The 16108-nt window shown below is 68.7% G+C and carries 15 protein-coding genes; 5 read left to right on the top strand and 10 right to left on the bottom strand.

What is annotated here, in order from left to right:
- Window positions 1-5: 5 nt before the first annotated feature.
- From FB454_RS27320 to FB454_RS27345, 6 genes are all read right to left on the bottom strand, one after another.
- A complete protein-coding gene (locus FB454_RS27320; protein ID WP_114919793.1) occupies window positions 6-494 on the bottom strand; it encodes a glycine-rich domain-containing protein in 489 nt (162 codons plus the stop codon).
- Window positions 495-644: 150 nt separating this feature from the next.
- Window positions 645-977 (bottom strand): hypothetical protein, encoded by a 333-nt coding sequence (locus FB454_RS27325; RefSeq protein WP_013284953.1) that lies wholly within the window; start codon window positions 975-977, stop codon window positions 645-647.
- A gap of 241 nt (window positions 978-1218) precedes the next feature.
- On the bottom strand, window positions 1219-1899 hold the full coding sequence (locus FB454_RS27330; RefSeq protein ID WP_013284954.1) for a hypothetical protein: 681 nt from the start codon (window positions 1897-1899) through the stop codon (window positions 1219-1221).
- 28 nt (window positions 1900-1927) lie between these two features.
- Entirely contained in the window at window positions 1928-2602 is a 675-nt protein-coding gene (locus FB454_RS27335) for a GOLPH3/VPS74 family protein (protein WP_013284955.1), read from the bottom strand.
- Window positions 2599-3615, bottom strand: coding sequence for an acetamidase/formamidase family protein (locus FB454_RS27340; RefSeq protein WP_041799197.1), 1017 nt, complete (start codon window positions 3613-3615; stop codon window positions 2599-2601). The genes FB454_RS27335 and FB454_RS27340 overlap by 4 nt, the downstream gene beginning before the upstream one ends.
- A gap of 5 nt (window positions 3616-3620) precedes the next feature.
- Window positions 3621-5027 carry an APC family permease gene (locus FB454_RS27345; RefSeq protein WP_013284957.1) on the bottom strand — a complete coding sequence of 469 codons (1407 nt, stop codon included), beginning with the start codon at window positions 5025-5027 and terminating at the stop codon, window positions 3621-3623.
- Between the two features lie 505 nt (window positions 5028-5532).
- On the opposite strand from FB454_RS27345, the gene FB454_RS27355 reads away from it, so the two are divergent.
- Window positions 5533-6804: a helix-turn-helix domain-containing protein gene (locus FB454_RS27355; protein WP_013284958.1), complete on the top strand. Its 1272-nt coding sequence runs from the start codon at window positions 5533-5535 to the stop codon at window positions 6802-6804.
- Here the strand turns inward: FB454_RS27355 and FB454_RS27360 are convergent.
- Both FB454_RS27360 and FB454_RS27365 read right to left on the bottom strand, forming a co-directional pair.
- Window positions 6801-7535, bottom strand: coding sequence for an HAD family hydrolase (locus FB454_RS27360; RefSeq protein ID WP_041798884.1), 735 nt, complete (start codon window positions 7533-7535; stop codon window positions 6801-6803). The genes FB454_RS27355 and FB454_RS27360 overlap by 4 nt on opposite strands.
- Before the next feature lie 295 nt (window positions 7536-7830).
- Window positions 7831-8244 carry a contact-dependent growth inhibition system immunity protein gene (locus FB454_RS27365; RefSeq protein WP_041798886.1) on the bottom strand — a complete coding sequence of 138 codons (414 nt, stop codon included), beginning with the start codon at window positions 8242-8244 and terminating at the stop codon, window positions 7831-7833.
- Between the two features lie 254 nt (window positions 8245-8498).
- Here FB454_RS27365 and FB454_RS27370 point away from each other — a divergent pair, with 254 nt between their 5' ends.
- Together FB454_RS27370 and FB454_RS27375 are read left to right on the top strand one after the other, a co-directional pair.
- Window positions 8499-8864, top strand: a complete 366-nt coding sequence (locus FB454_RS27370; RefSeq protein ID WP_013284961.1) for a hypothetical protein — start codon at window positions 8499-8501, stop codon at window positions 8862-8864.
- Window positions 8865-9163: 299 nt separating this feature from the next.
- Entirely contained in the window at window positions 9164-9838 is a 675-nt protein-coding gene (locus FB454_RS27375; RefSeq protein WP_013284962.1) for an HNH endonuclease family protein, read from the top strand.
- Between the two features lie 190 nt (window positions 9839-10028).
- Here the strand turns inward: FB454_RS27375 and FB454_RS35060 are convergent, their stop codons facing one another.
- Complete coding sequence (locus FB454_RS35060) at window positions 10029-10784, bottom strand: DUF6745 domain-containing protein (RefSeq protein WP_013284963.1); 756 nt, start codon at window positions 10782-10784, stop codon at window positions 10029-10031.
- 399 nt (window positions 10785-11183) lie between these two features.
- Here FB454_RS35060 and FB454_RS27390 point away from each other — a divergent pair, with 399 nt between their 5' ends.
- Window positions 11184-13028 (top strand): Hsp70 family protein, encoded by a 1845-nt coding sequence (locus FB454_RS27390; RefSeq protein ID WP_013284964.1) that lies wholly within the window; start codon window positions 11184-11186, stop codon window positions 13026-13028.
- Between the two features lie 46 nt (window positions 13029-13074).
- A complete protein-coding gene (locus tag FB454_RS27395; protein WP_145823785.1) occupies window positions 13075-15006 on the top strand; it encodes an AfsR/SARP family transcriptional regulator in 1932 nt (643 codons plus the stop codon).
- Window positions 15007-15629: 623 nt separating this feature from the next.
- Here FB454_RS27395 and FB454_RS27400 read toward each other — a convergent pair.
- Window positions 15630-16103, bottom strand: coding sequence for a WD40 repeat domain-containing protein (locus tag FB454_RS27400; RefSeq protein WP_486485470.1), 474 nt, complete (start codon window positions 16101-16103; stop codon window positions 15630-15632).
- Window positions 16104-16108 lie beyond the last annotated feature (5 nt).

Consider the following 16108-nt stretch of genomic DNA (forward strand, 5'->3'; position numbering starts at 1 on the left):
TTCTGTTACCGGCCGGGCTGCGGCGGGTTCGGCGGACAGCAGGACTCGGCCTCACCGCCCCAGAATTCCATGTCGATCTGGTAGCCGGTGTCGTGCAACGCCGCGAGGGTGTAGGTGATCGCGGTGCCGTCTCGCATGGCTTCGGTCAGGATCGGGCGGTGGTGCACGTAGTGGCCGGCGATCTGGTGGCAGGCGGCGGTGTAGGGCTCGCTGATCTGCAGGAGGGCGTGCCAGACGGCGTCGACCGGTCGGGTGGGCACGACCCGGTAGGACTCGCCGGTCGGCAGGAGCATCCCGAAGTCGGGCTTGCCGGCCTGGTCGGCGTGGGCCTTCAGGAAGACCAGGAATTGCCCGACCGCACGCTCGGCGTAGGTGTGGCTCACCTCCTGCCGGGCGGCGAAGTAGCGGGTCAGCTTGTCGAACACCTCGCCCGACACGAGCGTGCGCGGGTCCTGTGCGACGGTCGTGACGGGTCTGTCTGCGGTGATGCTCAAGATTCCTCCTTGATCGCGAACGGGGATGAGCGCGTATCAGGCCGCCGTCGGGGCGGTGATGCGAGCGTTTGTCGTGCGGTGATGTAGAGGGGACGTCTCGGCCAGGCCGTCGCGGAGGTCCCCTCACCAGCGGCAGGCTGCGGTGCTTGCTCACCGCTGCTTGAGGATCGATCTTCGGAATGGGCCCCAGGCCACGAAGCGGTCGAACATCTCCTGCGGGCTCGGTCCGTCGTGTGGGTTGAGGTGGAACAGGTCGCGCATCGCCTCGAACATCAGCCCGCTGAGGTAGATCGAGAGCGCGGGGAGCGCCGATTCGTACTCCACTTTCAACAGCAGCCGGGCCTGCGGGCATGGCCACGGCTGACCGCATGCCCGGCATGCCCACGTCGGCCGCAGCGGGGTGTGCGGAGGTGTCGTTTCGGTTCTGTAGCGCGGCCGATCTGGCGTGGGGCCGGCGTCCGGCGTCTGCAGGTGCGACGACATCACCGACGGCTCCCAGGTGCTCGCACCTGCCATTCCTGGCGGGGTTGCTCGCTCGGGCCCGTTCGACGGCCAGAGCCGGCCCACGCTCGTAGATCCATGAGGAAGTACCTCTTTCCTTCGCCGTTGTCGGTAGGCGGTGGCGATGATTCGGTGGCCTGGTGCTGCCGTGGCTACGCGTCGCAGCTTGGGCGACCCCTGCTGCTGATCGCGCCTGCGACGGTGGAGGTTGGTGGCCGGCCGGTCAGGGTCCGACGGGGCCGCCGGCGTGGGTGGTGTGGCCGCGTTCGAGGATGAGGACGTACGAGAACAGGCCCGCCCGGCGGCCGGTCAGCCGTTCGTGCGCGGCGAGGACCTCGCCGATTTGCGGGTCGACCAGGAGCTGCGAGGTGGATCCGTCGGCGGTGACGGTGAACGTCAGGCCGGTGCAGCCGACGAGGTCGGTGCTTTGGCCGCGGTAGGTGATGCCGGGGATGTCGGCGATGACACGCAGGCTCGTCGCCCGCAGGTCCTGGTTGAGGTACTGGCTGCTCACGAGCGCGACGACACCGCTGATGAGCACCCGCGAATAGGCGAGGTCGGTGGCCAGTTCTCCGGGCGCTACCGCCCCGGCCAGCACGTCCGCGTCTTCCAGGAGTGCGTCGGGCAGGTATGGGTGCAAGCCGCCGGGCAGGTGCTCGTTCGTTTTCTTCGGTGCCTCGCCGGGTGTGGTGTCGATGGGGTCGGCGAGGGCGGTGAGCCGCTGCCACGGGGTCAATCCTGGCCCGGTGGCGCTGGGGTGCGTGGTGGCGGATCGGCTGCCGGCGACCGTGGGCGCGGTCGACGCGGGCCTCGGATGGCCGGGGGAGCTGGCGAAGCAGTCGGCGAGCAGGACGCTGCCGACCAGGTTCACCGCCAGGCGGGTGGGGACCGTCGAGGGGAGCATCACGGTGTCGGGGGTTCCTTCCTCGTGGTTAGCGGTAGGTGGCGGTGGCGAGGTCGCCGATGGCGGCGTCGACGGCGGTAGTGATGTCGCGGACGGGCCGGTGGTGTTGCTCGGCGATGGCGCGCAGCTGGGCGGCGACGGTGGTGGTGTCGTCGTGGAGATAGAGGTGACCGGTGAGGTTGAGGGCGACGACGAGTCCGGCGAGGGCGGCGGTGTGGTTGTCGGGTTGCTCGCGCCCGTCGGCGAGGTAGCGCAGGCGAGCGCGCGCGATGACGGGCCACCGCTGGTGGGTGGGCAGGTAGGTGTCGGCGCGGATCAGTCCGCCGAGTCGGCGGTGGCTGGTGTGGCGGAGGATCCCTGCGGCGTGCAGGCCGGCGCGGGTGCGTTCGTAGAGGTCGTCGGCGAACCCGCGCAGCCAGTGGCGCAGCGGTGGGGCGGGCCGGGTGTGGCGCAGGCTGGTGAGGGCGGCATCGGTAATGAGGTCGCCGACGGGCCGGTCGATGTGCAACCGAACCCGCTGCTCCCCAACCTGGCCGTGGCCGTCGAGGGTGGTGCGGCCGGTGAGGACGAGGTCGATGAGGACGGCGCCGGCGAGACCGAGGGCCAGGGCTTGGCGGTGGATGTGGGGTTGGCCGGTGTCGTCGTTGTGGGCCAGCAGGTACAGCTCGTCGCGCAGCGGCAGCCCGGGCACCGAAGCGGTCATCGCTGCCCCTGGATGAGGTCACGGAGCCGGGCGTGGGCGTCTGCGTAGGCGGGCTGCGGCTGGGGGAGGTGGGCCTTGTCGATGGCGGCGAGGACCGTGTAGTTGGGGTCGCAGACGTTGCCGATCGGCGCCCGGCCGGCTTGGGAGATGAGCTGGTAGGCGTCGAGGGTGTCCAGACGGCACAGGTCGGCGGTCCAGGTGGTGAGGTCCTGGTGGGCGATGCGGTAGGCGTCCTCGAGTGGTCGGGCGCAGCCGACGGACATGATCGCGGTGTCTGTTTCCAGCCGCGGCCACGCGGTGGGACGGCCGCCCTTGATGACCTCGACGGCGAGGGTGGTGACGGTGGCGATCTCCACCGCGACCCCGCACGCTTCACCCTCGCCTTGGCGGGCGTGTCCGTCACCGAGGGCGAGGAGCGCGCCGTGGACGTTGACGCCGAGGTAGAGGGTGGTGCCGGCGCGCAGTTCGGGTGTGTCGAGGTTCCCGCCGTAGTAGTCCGGGACGATCGTGGCGCGCGTTTCCATCGCGGCGGGGGCGACGCCGATCGTGCCGATCATCGGATCCAGCGGCAGCTCAACGCTGTTGTCGCTGGTGGTGGCGCAGTACCGCACGGTTCCGGCGGTGGGGTCGATGTGGTAGACCCACACGCGCTCGTCGAGGGGTGGTTGGAGGGTCGCGGTGTGCGGGGTCGAGGTCAGCGCCCCGAAGTACGGGAACGTCGCGGACACACCCCAGTCCCGAGCCGGAACGATCGAGGCGATGTGGACGGCGAGGGTGTCGCCGGGTTCGGCGTCCTCGACGAAGAACGGCCCCGACACCGGATTCAGATACGGCATCGCGCACACCTGCGACGGCAGATCCGCCGGACCGCGCACCCGGCCGCCGAAGCAGTCCTCGGTGTGCACGGTGAACACGTCACCGGAGCGCACATGCGCCACAGGGATCCGCCCGCCGAAGGTGTAGGCCAACTCGTCACGCGCCGGCCGATACGTGAAGTGACTTCCGGAAGACATCGTGGTCACACCCGCTCCAGGTCACGAGCGGACCGCTGCACTGGCGCCAGGCCGGACAGCGACGGGCGGCGGCCGGACAGGTAGAGACCGGCGAGCACGACCATGCCGAGAGCGAGCCAGGCCAGGCCGAGGCGCTGCGCGGCGATGTTCGCGTTCACCACCACATAGGCCAAGATCGCGAACCCGATCCCCGGCATGACCAGGTGCGCCCACCAGTTGCCGCTGCGCCGCCGGATGAGGTGGTGCACGACGACGGAGACGTGCAGGACCAGGAACGCGACCATCGCCCCGAAGTTGATCAGCGACGACAGCAGGGTGATCCCGTCAGCGCGGGTGGCCATGTACAGGCCCAGGGCGAGGGACACGGCGCCGGTGAGCAGGGTCGCGTTGATCGGCACGTTCCGGCGTACCGACACCTTCGCCAAGAAGCTCGGGAGCTGCCGGTCGCGGGCCATCGCGTACAACAGCCGGGACGTCGCGACCTGCGCGACCATCGAATTCGGCAGACCCCATGCGATCGCCGTCGCCACCGCGCACAGCGTCGCCAGCCAGCCACCGCCAGCCACCGCGGCCGCGCCGTAGAAGGCAGTGCCGTTCGGATCACCCTGCGCTAGAAGCACGCCCGGGTCGGGGACGAGCATCGCGGCCAGCCACGTCTGCGCGATGAACAACACCCCCGCCAGGACGAGGACAGTGGCCATCGCCCGGCCGATCTGCCGAGAACCGCCCTTGGCCTCCTCGGCCAGCATGCTGATGCCGTCGAAACCCAGGAAACTGAGTACAGCGATCGACACCGCCCCCGCCACCACCGACCAGGTGAACGTGTCGGCGTCGTAGAACGCGTCCCAGCTGAACCGGCCCCTACCCGAGGCGAGAGCCCAGCAGGCGACGCCCAGGAAGACCGCCAGGACGATCAGCTCGCCGACGAGCATCACCCGAGTCACCATCGCGGTCATGCGGATGCCGACCGAGTTGACGACCGTGTTCACCGCGACGAACCCCAGCAGCCACAACCACACCGGCACCGCCGGCACGGTGGCATGCATCGCCACCGACGCCACCAGATACAGCAAGCCCGGCACGAGAACGTAGTCGAGCAGGATCACCCAACCGGCCAGAAAACCGACCGGCGCGCTGATGCCCCGGCCGGCGTAGTTGTAGACGCTTCCCGACATCGGGAACGCCTTCACCATCTGCGCGTACGAGAACGCGGTGAACACCAACGCCACCACACCGACCGCGTACGCCAGGGCCACCATCCCGCCGGAGCCGGCGTACACGCTGCCGAAAATCGCCATCGGCGCGATCGGCACCATATACACCAAGCCATACGCGACCAGGTCCCGGAATCGAAGGCGGCGCGCCAACTCCTGTGTGTAGCCGTAACGCTTCAGCTCATCATGATCCGGCATCCGGGATCCCCCTCAGATTTCGTCAATCAATCATCGGTACCTGTGCCGCCGGGAACGCAGTCCGTGATGGGTTCGGTGGTAAGGCGTTCAGGACCGAAACGCGGAATGCGCCATCGGCGACGAGAGTGACTGAAGGCGAATACGCTCGAGGTCGGCAAGGCTCATCGTCAACGTCTGACAATTCCTTGACAAGACGCCCCTTCATTGGCGGTCGGGGTTGAGGATCACGCACTCGTGCTGGCGCACACCATCTCGTTGTCGATCGGCTTCCTCAACGCGGTACTTGGCTGCAAGCTCATAGTCAGCCTCGGCCAGCTCTAGGTCACGGACGCGGAATCGCAGGTCACGCGAGTTCGGACCACCTGCGAGTGTGATGTTGGAACTTTGTCGGAGATTGTTGGAAGAAGCCGCTGGTTGGCCTACGCATCGCGATCCTGCACTACAGTGCTCCCAGGCCACCGCGTCTCGCCCCTGCGCGAGCGTCCGTACTAGTCGGGAGCTGCTGATGCCGAGCGTGCCACCGCAAGACGTGGCCAATGTCTGGAGCGCCCTTGGTCAGATGCTTGCGCGCAGCCGCAAGGCCGCTGGTTACACGCAAGAGACGTTTGCGCCACTGGTGAGGTATGGGCGAAGCACGATCGCCAACGTGGAGACCGGCCGTCAGCGCGTAGGGCGTGACTTCTGGACCCGGAGCGACGAACTGCTGGGAACCGACGGCAGGCTGTCCCGGGAATACGATCGCATCCGACTCGCCAGCACCAAGCGCGTGCGAAACGGCGTGGCTGCCATTCAGGAATTCCAGGCGGCTGGGGCGCCGTCGTACTCCTCGAAAGCCGGGGAAATGCTCGCGCGCACGTCCGGAACCGACTACCTGATGGGCGAGTGGAACAGCTTCTCCACGCTCACCAGCATGCTGGCCCAGCAGCGCCAGGCCGTGTCGCCCGACGCGCTACTCGGTCTGATCGAGGCCCACCGTGATTGCCTGTCCACGCTATACCGCAAGGCCGGCCATGCGCCCATTCGTACTGACATCGGAGCGATGCTCGCCGAAGCCTCGATCGTCGCTAGCCGGTTGTGGAGCGCACAGGGCAACCGAACCCTCGCGCTTGCTCACTGTGCCTACGCTCGCCAGCTCGGCGACAGGCTGGGTAACCACAGGGTCAGCGCGACCGCACGCATCTTCGAGAGCAACCTTCACTCGGAAGCCGCCACACTGATCGAAGCAGACGGTGACATTATGATTGGCCTGCGACTACTCGACGAGGCCGCCCGCGCGTCCACCGACCTCAGTTCCGCCGCACGAGCTCGATTAGCTGCCGAACAGGCCCAAGCCTTCGCCGCCCTGCGACTTCCACGCGAGGCCACGGCGGCTTTGAAGCGGGCAGAAGAAGCGGTCAACGATCTGTCTCCTGTTGACTGTGTCGGTCTCTACAGCGACTGGAGCGGCGCCCGCCTCCACGTCTATGCGGGCACATGCCATCTCCTCCTTGGCCAGCCCCGCCAGGCCGTGACCGTGCTCGAAAGCGCAGTACAGATGCTGGAACACGACCACGCCAACGTCAACGTCGCCTTGGCAGCAGCCGTAGACCTCGCCAGCGCCTACGCCGAGGCCGGCGAACTTGAACAGTCCTGCACCCTGCTTGGCCACACCTACGACCAGCTAAAAGCAGGCGGAAACCATCGAGGCATCGCTCGAGCCCAACGAGCCCGACAGCGGTTGGCACGATGGCGTGACGAGCCAGTTGTCCTCGAACTCGAGGAGCAGATGGCCGCCTAACAAGCAGCTGACGACCCGCCCGCACTCAACAGCGAACTGACGGCGGCCACCACTGTCATCGGGTCAAGATTCTCTAGTACCACGTCAGGCTCGTAGGAGACCAGCTCTTGACGCCTAAGCCGGTGAGCGACCACAGCGACACGAAAGCCGGCGTGACGTGCGCAAGCGATGTCGTTAGGCGCATCCCCGATGACGATCACTTGAGCAGGATCGAGCGGAGCACCGTAGATCGCGGAATAGCGCTGCGTTACGACCGCCGGAAGCTGAAAGCGATCGCGAGCGTCCGATCCGAACCCGCCGATGCGAAGATCAAGAAACTCATCCAAGCCCGCCACGTGCAGCTTCACGTCGGCGGCCGAACGCAGATTCCCGGTCAGCACGGTCTGGATGAAGCCACGCTCGTGCAGCTCCGCGATGCTCGCCACGGCGCCTGGATACGGCGGCTGAACCTCAGCCAACTCCTGCCGACCCTCTTGCATGACCGCGGCAATGGCCTGACGAAAGGCGGGTATGCCCGCCTCCGCAGCTGACGGGTCCACGCCCGACGCGATCGCCGTGTCCACGGCGATCGACTCGTCCGTATACCCATGCACCTTCTTGTCAGGGAAGACAACCTCGGACTCCGCGATGCCGTACGCACGAGCGATCGCGCGCGTCAGCCAGCGCAAATCAGCGGGTATGAGCGTCCCGTCAACGTCCCAGATGACCAAGCCGACGCTGCTGTGGTTCATCGAAGTATCGTCGCACGGCTCCGGCAGCTGCCCCTGTCGAGCATTCCGGGGGCACGCGGCCAGCCGGTGGAGCAGTGTCGGCAGGAATGCCCCGCTGGCCACGCCACCGACATCGCGGCAACAGGGGATGGGGCCGTCGTGTGTCAGGTGGCAGCCGGACTCGGCAGGGTTGGCAAGACCAACTCGCCGCCGGTCTGGCCCACCGGCCATGGGACCGTGGGACCCCGGTTGCCGGAGGGTCTCTACAAGATCCGGGGCGGTTCAGTCTACGACTGCCCGACGAGGAGATCCGCTCTCATCGACCAAGGAACCGCATGATGTCGTCGCGAAGCAGTCGGTCCGGGTCGCGAGGTCGAAGATCAGGATTGGAGAGCGGCGGGCAGGTCAGGAGCTTGGCCAGCACTGATGCCAGCCGCTTCCGTTCCCCTCGCAGGTTCAGCCACGCTGAGTCGGGAAGCCGCAGCACTGTGGAGAGCAGGTCGCCCGGGTAGTAGTCGCCTTCCGTCATGGGGTCGCGGAGCAGTACTTGTACCGCGAGAGGCAGCAGCGCCGGCACGCCGATCTCCTGCCCGAGCATGATGCGCAGGTCTTCGACCGTGAACTCAGCGAGCGGTTTGCGTCGCAGTTCGGTGCAACGTCTTACGAGAGACGTAGCGTCGGGAGCGGGATCCGGCCACGCGCTCCGTTCAAGCTGCTCGATCGTCGTCACGGCGGTCAGGGTAGTTCGCGCTCAAACGGTAGTAGCCAGACGGGCTGCGGCAGCGGCGACAGTCCGCATTCAGTCCGCAAGAGGTCGCCGGGTGGTGGGGGAGTGGTGAGAGATGCCGAGAGGTGCTTCCGCTGATAGACGGCCAGGTGTGAAGGTCGACGGGTCGCGCATCTTGATCTTGTAATCCACAGCTCAGCCAGCGTCAGCCCGCTGGTATCTACGGCTGCGTCGGGCATGGCGGGCAGACTGCCGGCATGAGTTACGACTTGGCGGTCTGGGAGGGTGAGCTGCCAGCCGACGACGGCGCTGCGGGTGAGGCCTACGACCAGCTCTACGCCCTGTACATGGAGGGTGAGGAACTTCCGCCGACCCCGCGTATCCGTGCCTACGTCCTGGCGCTGCTTGAGCGGTGGGTCGAGATGACTGATGACGAGCACGACGTGAGCCCGTGGTCTGCTGGTCCTCTGATGGACGAGGCATCGGGCCCTTTCGTCTACTTCACCATGAGGTACAGCATGTGCGAGGAGGTGTCGGCCGAGGCGGCTCGCATGGCGGCAAACCACGGGCTGGTCTGTTACGACCCGCAGTGGGAACGCCTTCGCCCGACCACCGACGAGTGAGGCGTCGCGTGTCCCTCGCGTGCCCGTTCGAGTGGCTGACGACGGTCAGCGGCGGTCAGCTTTGGACGTGGCGGCAAGGACGTCGGATCGTTGCTGATCGCCGTTTCGCCGCCATCTCGACAGGCGCGATCGGCTGTGGGCAGCGGGCAGGCGAGTTCGCCCGGGGCCGGTGGTGCGGACAGGGAACAGCAGCGATCAGGGTTCGCGGGAGCATTCCTCGCTCTTCACAGTGGTGACAATCGATGGACATGATGGGGCGAGATGGTCGCTGTCCACGACGGATGCCCGAGGAGGCCCTCATGCGACTCACCCGACGACTCACCACATCTGCGGTGGCACGGCGTGCCCTGACCGGGGCAGCGGCCGTGATGGTCGCCAGCGCTGGCCTGGTCGCCGTCGACGCCTCGGTCGCTTCGGCGACACCGCCCGGCATTCCGTCCAAGGCGAGCGCCCAGTCGCAGCTCAACGCTCTAACGGTGAAGAACGAGGGGTCGACGAGTGGGTACTCCCGGGATCTGTTCCCGCACTGGATCACCATCAGCGGGGCCTGCAACACCCGCGAGACGGTCCTCAAGCGCGACGGCACGTCCGTGGTCACCGACAGTAGCTGCGCGGCGACCTCGGGCCGCTGGTACAGCCCGTACGACGGCGCGACCTGGACCGCCGCCTCCGACGTCGACATCGATCACGTCGTGCCCCTGGCCGAGGCGTGGCGTTCAGGCGCCAGCGGTTGGACCACCAGCCGGCGGCAGAGCTTTGCCAACGACCTGACCCGCCCGCAGTTGATCGCCGTGACCGACAATGTGAACCAGTCCAAGGGTGACCAGGACCCGTCGACGTGGCAGCCGCCGTTGTCGTCGTACCGGTGCACCTACAGCAAGATGTGGATCACCGTGAAGTACAACTGGGGGTTGAGCCTGCAGTCGTCGGAGAAGTCCGCGCTGCAGAGCATGCTGAACACCTGCAGCTCCTAACTCCTCGCACCGCCTCAGGCCTGACCGCACAAGCACCGACGCACGGCAACGTCTGAGCCATTCGTCATCGGCTCCGCCCGCGCGCCCGCGGACGGCGGCGCCGACGCGCTGGAGGGCGGGTCGCCACACGGACCCGCCCTCCAGCGCCGAGGCGCAATCGGATGAGGCGCTGATCCCGCCGGCAGGGCGATCACCCGGTTGGGACGATGGCACCGTCACGGGCCCACACGGTGCTGCCGTCGGGCCAGACAACGGCAGGCTCGTCGACGCCGTGCAGCAGGCCGTCGCCGGTGACTCGCAGAACGGTGGGGCGCTGCATCATCACGGCCACCCCCGATAGGGGCCACCACGGCCCGGCCGCCAGTGCCACGTCACGGCATCCCTCCCACCCTGGGGTGGGTGCTGTACCGAGCACCTGCTGGTAGGTGTCGATCGCGGCGAGCACAAGCCAGTCGGGGTAGAGGTTCCAGGCCGGATCGAAGAACCAGTCGCGAGGATTCAGGCAGTAACGGATCACGGCGCGTCCCTCGTCGTCGCGCTTCACGATCGTTTGCTCGTCGCTCCAGAACCAGGCGAACTGCATGATGTAGCCGCCGGTGAGGGTGCGGTCGACCGCCGCCCAGACCGGACCCAGCACCTGCTCATACACCTGCCGTACCGCCTGCAGCACCGGTGTGAGCGCGGACCGCTCGCCCTCGGTGACCGGGTTGCAGAGGTACCGGTGCTCCATCAGGTTGTAGCGGGCCTCGAAGCCGTCGTAGCGCTGCTCGCCGTAGTAGCCGTGCCATTCCATGAAGTCGTGGAACTCGCCGAAGGCGGTGAACTGGTCGTGGTCGCTGGTCTGCTCCCAAATCGGGCCTCGTGCTGCTGCCAGCGCACCGTTGAGGGCGCCGCGGCGGATCGAGGCGACCAGCGACGGGTGTCCGTCGTCGAGGAGCTGCCGCACCTGCTGCAGGGGCGGCCGGGGGAGAGGGGCACCACAGGAACCGCGACGGCTCGGGATGCCCGGCGCTGCGGTAGGCGAGGCGGACGGCTGCCTCCGCGCGCGCTTGGTCCGCGGGCTCGCAGGACAACGCCGCCTGCGTCCATCGGCTCGCCACGGCTTGTCCGTGCGCTGAGATCGGATTGGTGGAGTCATGCATGGTGTCCTCCTGACGAATGATCGATGGCGCGGCATGCCGTTGACGATGCCGCTGCAGGTCAAGTGGCCAGACGCCACCAGCAGGTGGCACGGGCGATCGTCAGTCCCGGCGTTCACTGTTGTGACCGTGCCGGGCGCCGTGGCCGGTTGCGGTGAGTGATTCAGGGATGACGTGAATGAGATCTTCATGTTTGACTGACATCCATGCGATCGGGGCAGGTGCGGCTGGCGATCGACTACGGCAGCGTCGACACCACCGCCGTACTGGCATGGCCGGACGGCACCTGGACGCCGCTGCTCTTCGACGGCGAACCCGCCCTGCCCAGCGCCGTCCTCCTGAACGAGGACGGCACCACCGTGACCGGCCACCACGCGTGGCGGGCCGCGCCGGTCACACCGCACCGGTTCATCCCGCACCCCCGCCAACCCTCCGAGCAGCGCCTCACCGTCGCCGACACCGACGTCGACCCGCTCGATCTGGTCGCCGCGACCCTGCGCCACGTCGCCGAGCAAGCCCACCAGATTGCCAGCACCGGCATCGACGACGTGCGACTGGTCGTCCCGGCAGGCTGGGGCCCGCGACGACGCACCTGGATGCGCCACGCCGCACACCGCGCCGGCCTCCCACCACCACAGATGATCGACGCACCGACCGCCGTCGCCGGGCACCTGCTCGCCACCGGCCTGCAGCTGCCCGTCGGCGCCTACATCGCCGTCTGCGACGTCGGCGCCACCGCCGAAGTCAGCGTCCTGCGCCGCGGCCCCGCAGGCTTCGAAGTCCTCGCCACCCTCGCCGACCCGACCGCCGGCGGCACCGCCATCGACGACGCCCTCACCACCACACTCACCACCAGCCCACCCGGCACCGGCGGGCAACGATGGGCCATGACGGCCAGCCTCCGCGCCGGCAAACACGCCCTGACCGACCATCCGGCCGTCACCGTGCCCCTCCCCGACGGGCCGGCCGTGGTACTCCACACCGGCCTGCTCGACCAAGCCGCCCAGCCCGTCCTGCACCGCATCGCCCACCTCACCACCGAAGCGATCACCGCCGCGGAACTCACACCCCGCGACCTCACCGGCGTCTACTGCGTCGGCGGCACCGCCCGCCTACCCCTGCTGGCACAGACCCTCACCGACGCCGGCATCACCCCCACCCTCGTCGACCAGCCCACCCTGGCCGCAGCCCGAGGCGCCGCCGACGCAGGCGCCACCAACACCACCACCGAACCCACCACGCCCGAGGAGCCGGTGCCGCCGGTGCGGCGCGCGGCCGCGATCGCCCTACCCGGCTTCGCGTCCCTCGCTCTGGTCTCCCAGTTCCTGCTCACGCCTGAGTGGCGCGGCTCCCTCATGTACCGCGAAGCGATCCTCAACTGGGGCGAGCTGACAATGGCCGCCGTCTTCGCCGTCATCGCCTGCCTCAGCGCCGGCACCGTCCTCGCCTCCACCATCGCCAACCGCACCACCACCCCGACCAGCCCCGGCGCACACACCGGAACCGGCATCCTCGCCGCGGCCTCCCTCGGCGTCGCCGTCAGCGGCATGTACGCCGTCGTCGGAAGCCTCTACGTCGGCTACCCCGTCAACGGCTTCCTGCGCTGGACACTGCTACCGATCACCCCGACCATCACCGCCGCCGCCGTCATGGCCCTCATCGCCGCCCGGCAATGGCGCACCCCCGCGGGCGGATGGTCGAAACTGCTCGCCTTCCCCACCGGATCCGTGCTCACCGCCGCTGCCGGCATGCTGCTCATCCAATACAGCCTGACCGCCGACCGGTGGCCCCACCTGATCCTCTGGATCGACCTCGCCGGCCGAGTCGGAGGCCTGCTCCTGGGCATCGGCACCGTCATGGCCGTCGTGTCCCAGCCGATCCTGCGCCTGATCCTCAGCGCACCCCTCGCCGTCATCACCGCCGCCCTGGTCTCCTGGCCCGCCTCCGGCATCCTCGGCGCCATCTACGCCATCGCCGTGACCACCTGGTGGCTACGCCAGATGTGGACCCACCTCCTACGCCCCCACCACCCCCACCGGCCGCCGCAATGACCCCACCAACCGGATACCACCCGACGCACGTGGGGGAGGAGCTGCGGTGAACGGGGCCCGGCGACTCGCAGGAGCTACCGTCGTGCTCGCCGTCCTGGCGGTACCGCCGTGGCTGCTGACCACCCTCACCCGAGCGCACCTGCCCGGCTGGCCGACCAGCGCGCAGCTACGCGACTGGCTCACCGACCCGCTGACCCCGGCAACCCTCACCACAGGGCTCATCGCCGTGGCCTGGCTGCTGTGGCTCGGCATGGCCTACACCATCACCGTGACAGCCGCCCGCCGACTGCGCGCCGGCACCCGATGGGTACGCCACCTGCCGCTACCCACCCCATGGCAGGCCGCCGCCACCAGCATCGCCGGCGCAGCCGCCCTCACCACCGCCCACACCCCCACCACCCATCCACCAGATCCGCCGACACCAGTCACCGCCGACGAACTCCAGCACCCCTCCGCTACGCCCCAGACCGAGCAGGGCGGGGTGGTCGTGCCCGGCGGCTGGCTACCCGACGACACCGCCCACCACATCGCCGCCGCAGCGGCCCTGGTGTGGCTACGCCGCCGTCGCGCCCACCAACCCGGCCAACCCGACACCGACGCCACCCAGCTGATACCCCTGCCCACCACCGTCACCGCCGTTCAGGCAGCCATCGCCGACCAACCACCACCAGCAGCCACCACCGGCGCCATTCAGGCGCCGCTGCCCCCGGCCGGCCTACGTCTCGCCGGTCACGGGGCCGACCACGCCGCCAGAGGTCTCCTCGTCACCAGGCTCCTCACCGCGCTGCGCGACCCCGCCGACACGACCCCGGTGATCGTCACCAGCCGCGCCCTCGCCAGGCTCCTGCCCAGCGTCGCCGAGACCGCCGCCACCATCCCGGGCCTGCACGTCATCGACACCCTCGAACAGGCCGCCGCCCTGCTACCTGCATCCAGCACGTCAACCGCAGCCGACCGCGGCATACCCAGCCTCGTCTTGACCGCCGAACCCGCGACGGCGGCACCACCGAACCTCCGGCCGAACGCCCGTGTCGTCACCCTCGACGCCGGAGCACCACTACCCACCTGGCGCGTCGACCGCCACGGCCACACCGTGGACCACCAGACCGGGCAACCCCGGCCACGGATGTGTGTCCTCGACAGCACCGCCGCGACGGACCTGCTCGCCGTCCTGGCCCAACCCACCACCGCAGCACCCGAGCCCGCCGCATCCGTACCAGTACGGCCGATCAACCGGGCACAGGCAAAGATCCCCCGCCAAGCCACCCGAGTCCCACCGCCCACACCGCGGCAGCCCAGCGAGGCCGCAGAGGCCGCGGTCCAGCTGCGGGTACTCGGTCGCCCGGCGTTGCTCATCGAGAGCAAAGAGGTCGCCATCCGCCGCAGCGCCGCCCTGCAAATCCTCGTCTTCCTCGCCGTACACCCCGACGGCGCCACCACCACGCAACTCGTACACGCCCTTTGGGCCGGCCTACCCGCCCATACCGTCACCGGCCGCCTCTATACCACCCTCAGCGACCTACGCTCGACCATCCGCGGCACCGGCGCCGAGCAGGTGGTTGTCCACACTGAGGACCGCTACCACCTCGAGCCACGCACCGACGTGGACCTGTGGCGACTGCAGGCCGCCGCCCACCACAGCGCCACCACAGACGTACCCGGCAGGTGGCAGGCCGTGATCGACGCCTATACCGGCGACCTTGCCGCCGGCCACACCTGGCCATGGATCGACCCACCCCGCGAAGCCACACGCCGCCTGGTACTCGACGCCCACACCAACGCCGCAGCAGCACAAACCGACCCGCACGAGCGCCTGCGGCTGCTCCAAGCGGCGATCCGCATCGACCCCTACAACCAGCAGCTCCACCAGCTCACCGCCGACCAACTAAACGCCCTCGGTGACTCCGCCGCAGCCGCCGACCTTCTCCACACCCACCAGCAACGCCTGCGCCTCGCCGGCATCCTCGACCAACCCTGATCACTGCTCGCTAACCCGGCTAGGGCCACAGGTCCCTGCGGGGCTGTCTCGTTGAGAGTGTTTCCTGCGATCTTGGCTAGCACGCACCCGGGCCGCGAGCTCCAGCCGGAGCGCGGCTATCCCTCGGCGCTCGCCTATGAGGAGCGAGTGCGGCGCGGCGCCTCGGAACCGTTCGCCCACCGCGCGGGCGTGTCCGTTTCCCAACAGCAGGCGCTGACGCATCGCCGCGGTGTCGAGGTCAAACTGCGTGTGCGCCGCCCCGAGCCCAAGCTCCGCATCAGCCCGCGCTGGTCCTTCATGCCGCGCGAGTTGAGCAGGAAGCGCGGCCGGGCGAGCGGTAATTATCCGTGCCCTCGTCAGATGGAGGGCCGACGGGTCAGGCGCACCCCGCATGGCGGCGCCGCGATATCCGGTGGCCCGACCGAGCGCTCCAGGAGCCCGCCAGTTCCGCGGTCTGTTAGCTTCGGCCAACCAGAGGAGACAGTTCAGACCGCATGCGCGCGGTGAGCAGCACCGCCGGACGGCCCTCGTCGTGGACGGCATGAACTGCCGCACGCGCCTCGCCCTCGTAGCTGGCCTTTGCGTATCCACTCCGCCTGCCACCAGTGCAAGCGCCTCGACCATCATGAAACCCCGGCCGGACCGAACGACACCGGCGAGTCATCCATCGCCAGCCACAGCAGGCCGAACCGACCGTCGCGTTGACCGTACGCGATGAGGCACCCGTGCTCGACCTCGACCAGCGCACAGGCCGTGACCGGCTCCTTCAGGTCGTAGGTCTCGAGAACCTCCGCTCGGGCGACATCCCATGTCCGCAGGGTTCCATCAGCCCCGGCGGAGGCGGCCACCGCGCCGGTCACACCCGCCGACACCATCCAGATGCGCTCTCGGTGCCGGCCGAGGACTCGCGGGCCGGTCCGGCTCGACGCCAGATCCCAGCTTCGCACGAGCCCGTCGTAGCCGGCCGAGAGCACCGACCGCTGGTCCGAACCGAGATACACAGAGGTGACCGCCATCGGGTGTCCGGTCAACGTCCGCAGGAGCCGGCCGCCGTCGACGTCCCACACCCGCACCGTGCCGTCCGACGAACCCGACACGGCCA

It is taken from the genome of Micromonospora sp. CNZ297, assembly GCF_007827625.1.

Bases quoted from the DNA above. Each gene is read 5' to 3' on its own strand.
- FB454_RS27335 (WP_013284955.1), bottom strand. From the start codon at position 2,602: ATGACCGCTTCGGTGCCCGGGCTGCCGCTGCGCGACGAGCTGTACCTG.
- FB454_RS27390 (WP_013284964.1), top strand. From the start codon at position 11,184: ATGCGATCGGGGCAGGTGCGGCTGGCGATCGACTACGGCAGCGTCGAC.
- FB454_RS27370 (WP_013284961.1), top strand. From the start codon at position 8,499: ATGAGTTACGACTTGGCGGTCTGGGAGGGTGAGCTGCCAGCCGACGAC.
- FB454_RS27355 (WP_013284958.1), top strand. From the start codon at position 5,533: ATGCCGAGCGTGCCACCGCAAGACGTGGCCAATGTCTGGAGCGCCCTT.
- FB454_RS27325 (WP_013284953.1), bottom strand. From the start codon at position 977: ATGTCGTCGCACCTGCAGACGCCGGACGCCGGCCCCACGCCAGATCGG.
- FB454_RS27360 (WP_041798884.1), bottom strand. From the start codon at position 7,535: ATGAACCACAGCAGCGTCGGCTTGGTCATCTGGGACGTTGACGGGACG.
- FB454_RS27340 (WP_041799197.1), bottom strand. From the start codon at position 3,615: ATGTCTTCCGGAAGTCACTTCACGTATCGGCCGGCGCGTGACGAGTTG.
- FB454_RS27330 (WP_013284954.1), bottom strand. From the start codon at position 1,899: ATGCTCCCCTCGACGGTCCCCACCCGCCTGGCGGTGAACCTGGTCGGC.
- FB454_RS27345 (WP_013284957.1), bottom strand. From the start codon at position 5,027: ATGCCGGATCATGATGAGCTGAAGCGTTACGGCTACACACAGGAGTTG.
- FB454_RS27375 (WP_013284962.1), top strand. From the start codon at position 9,164: ATGCGACTCACCCGACGACTCACCACATCTGCGGTGGCACGGCGTGCC.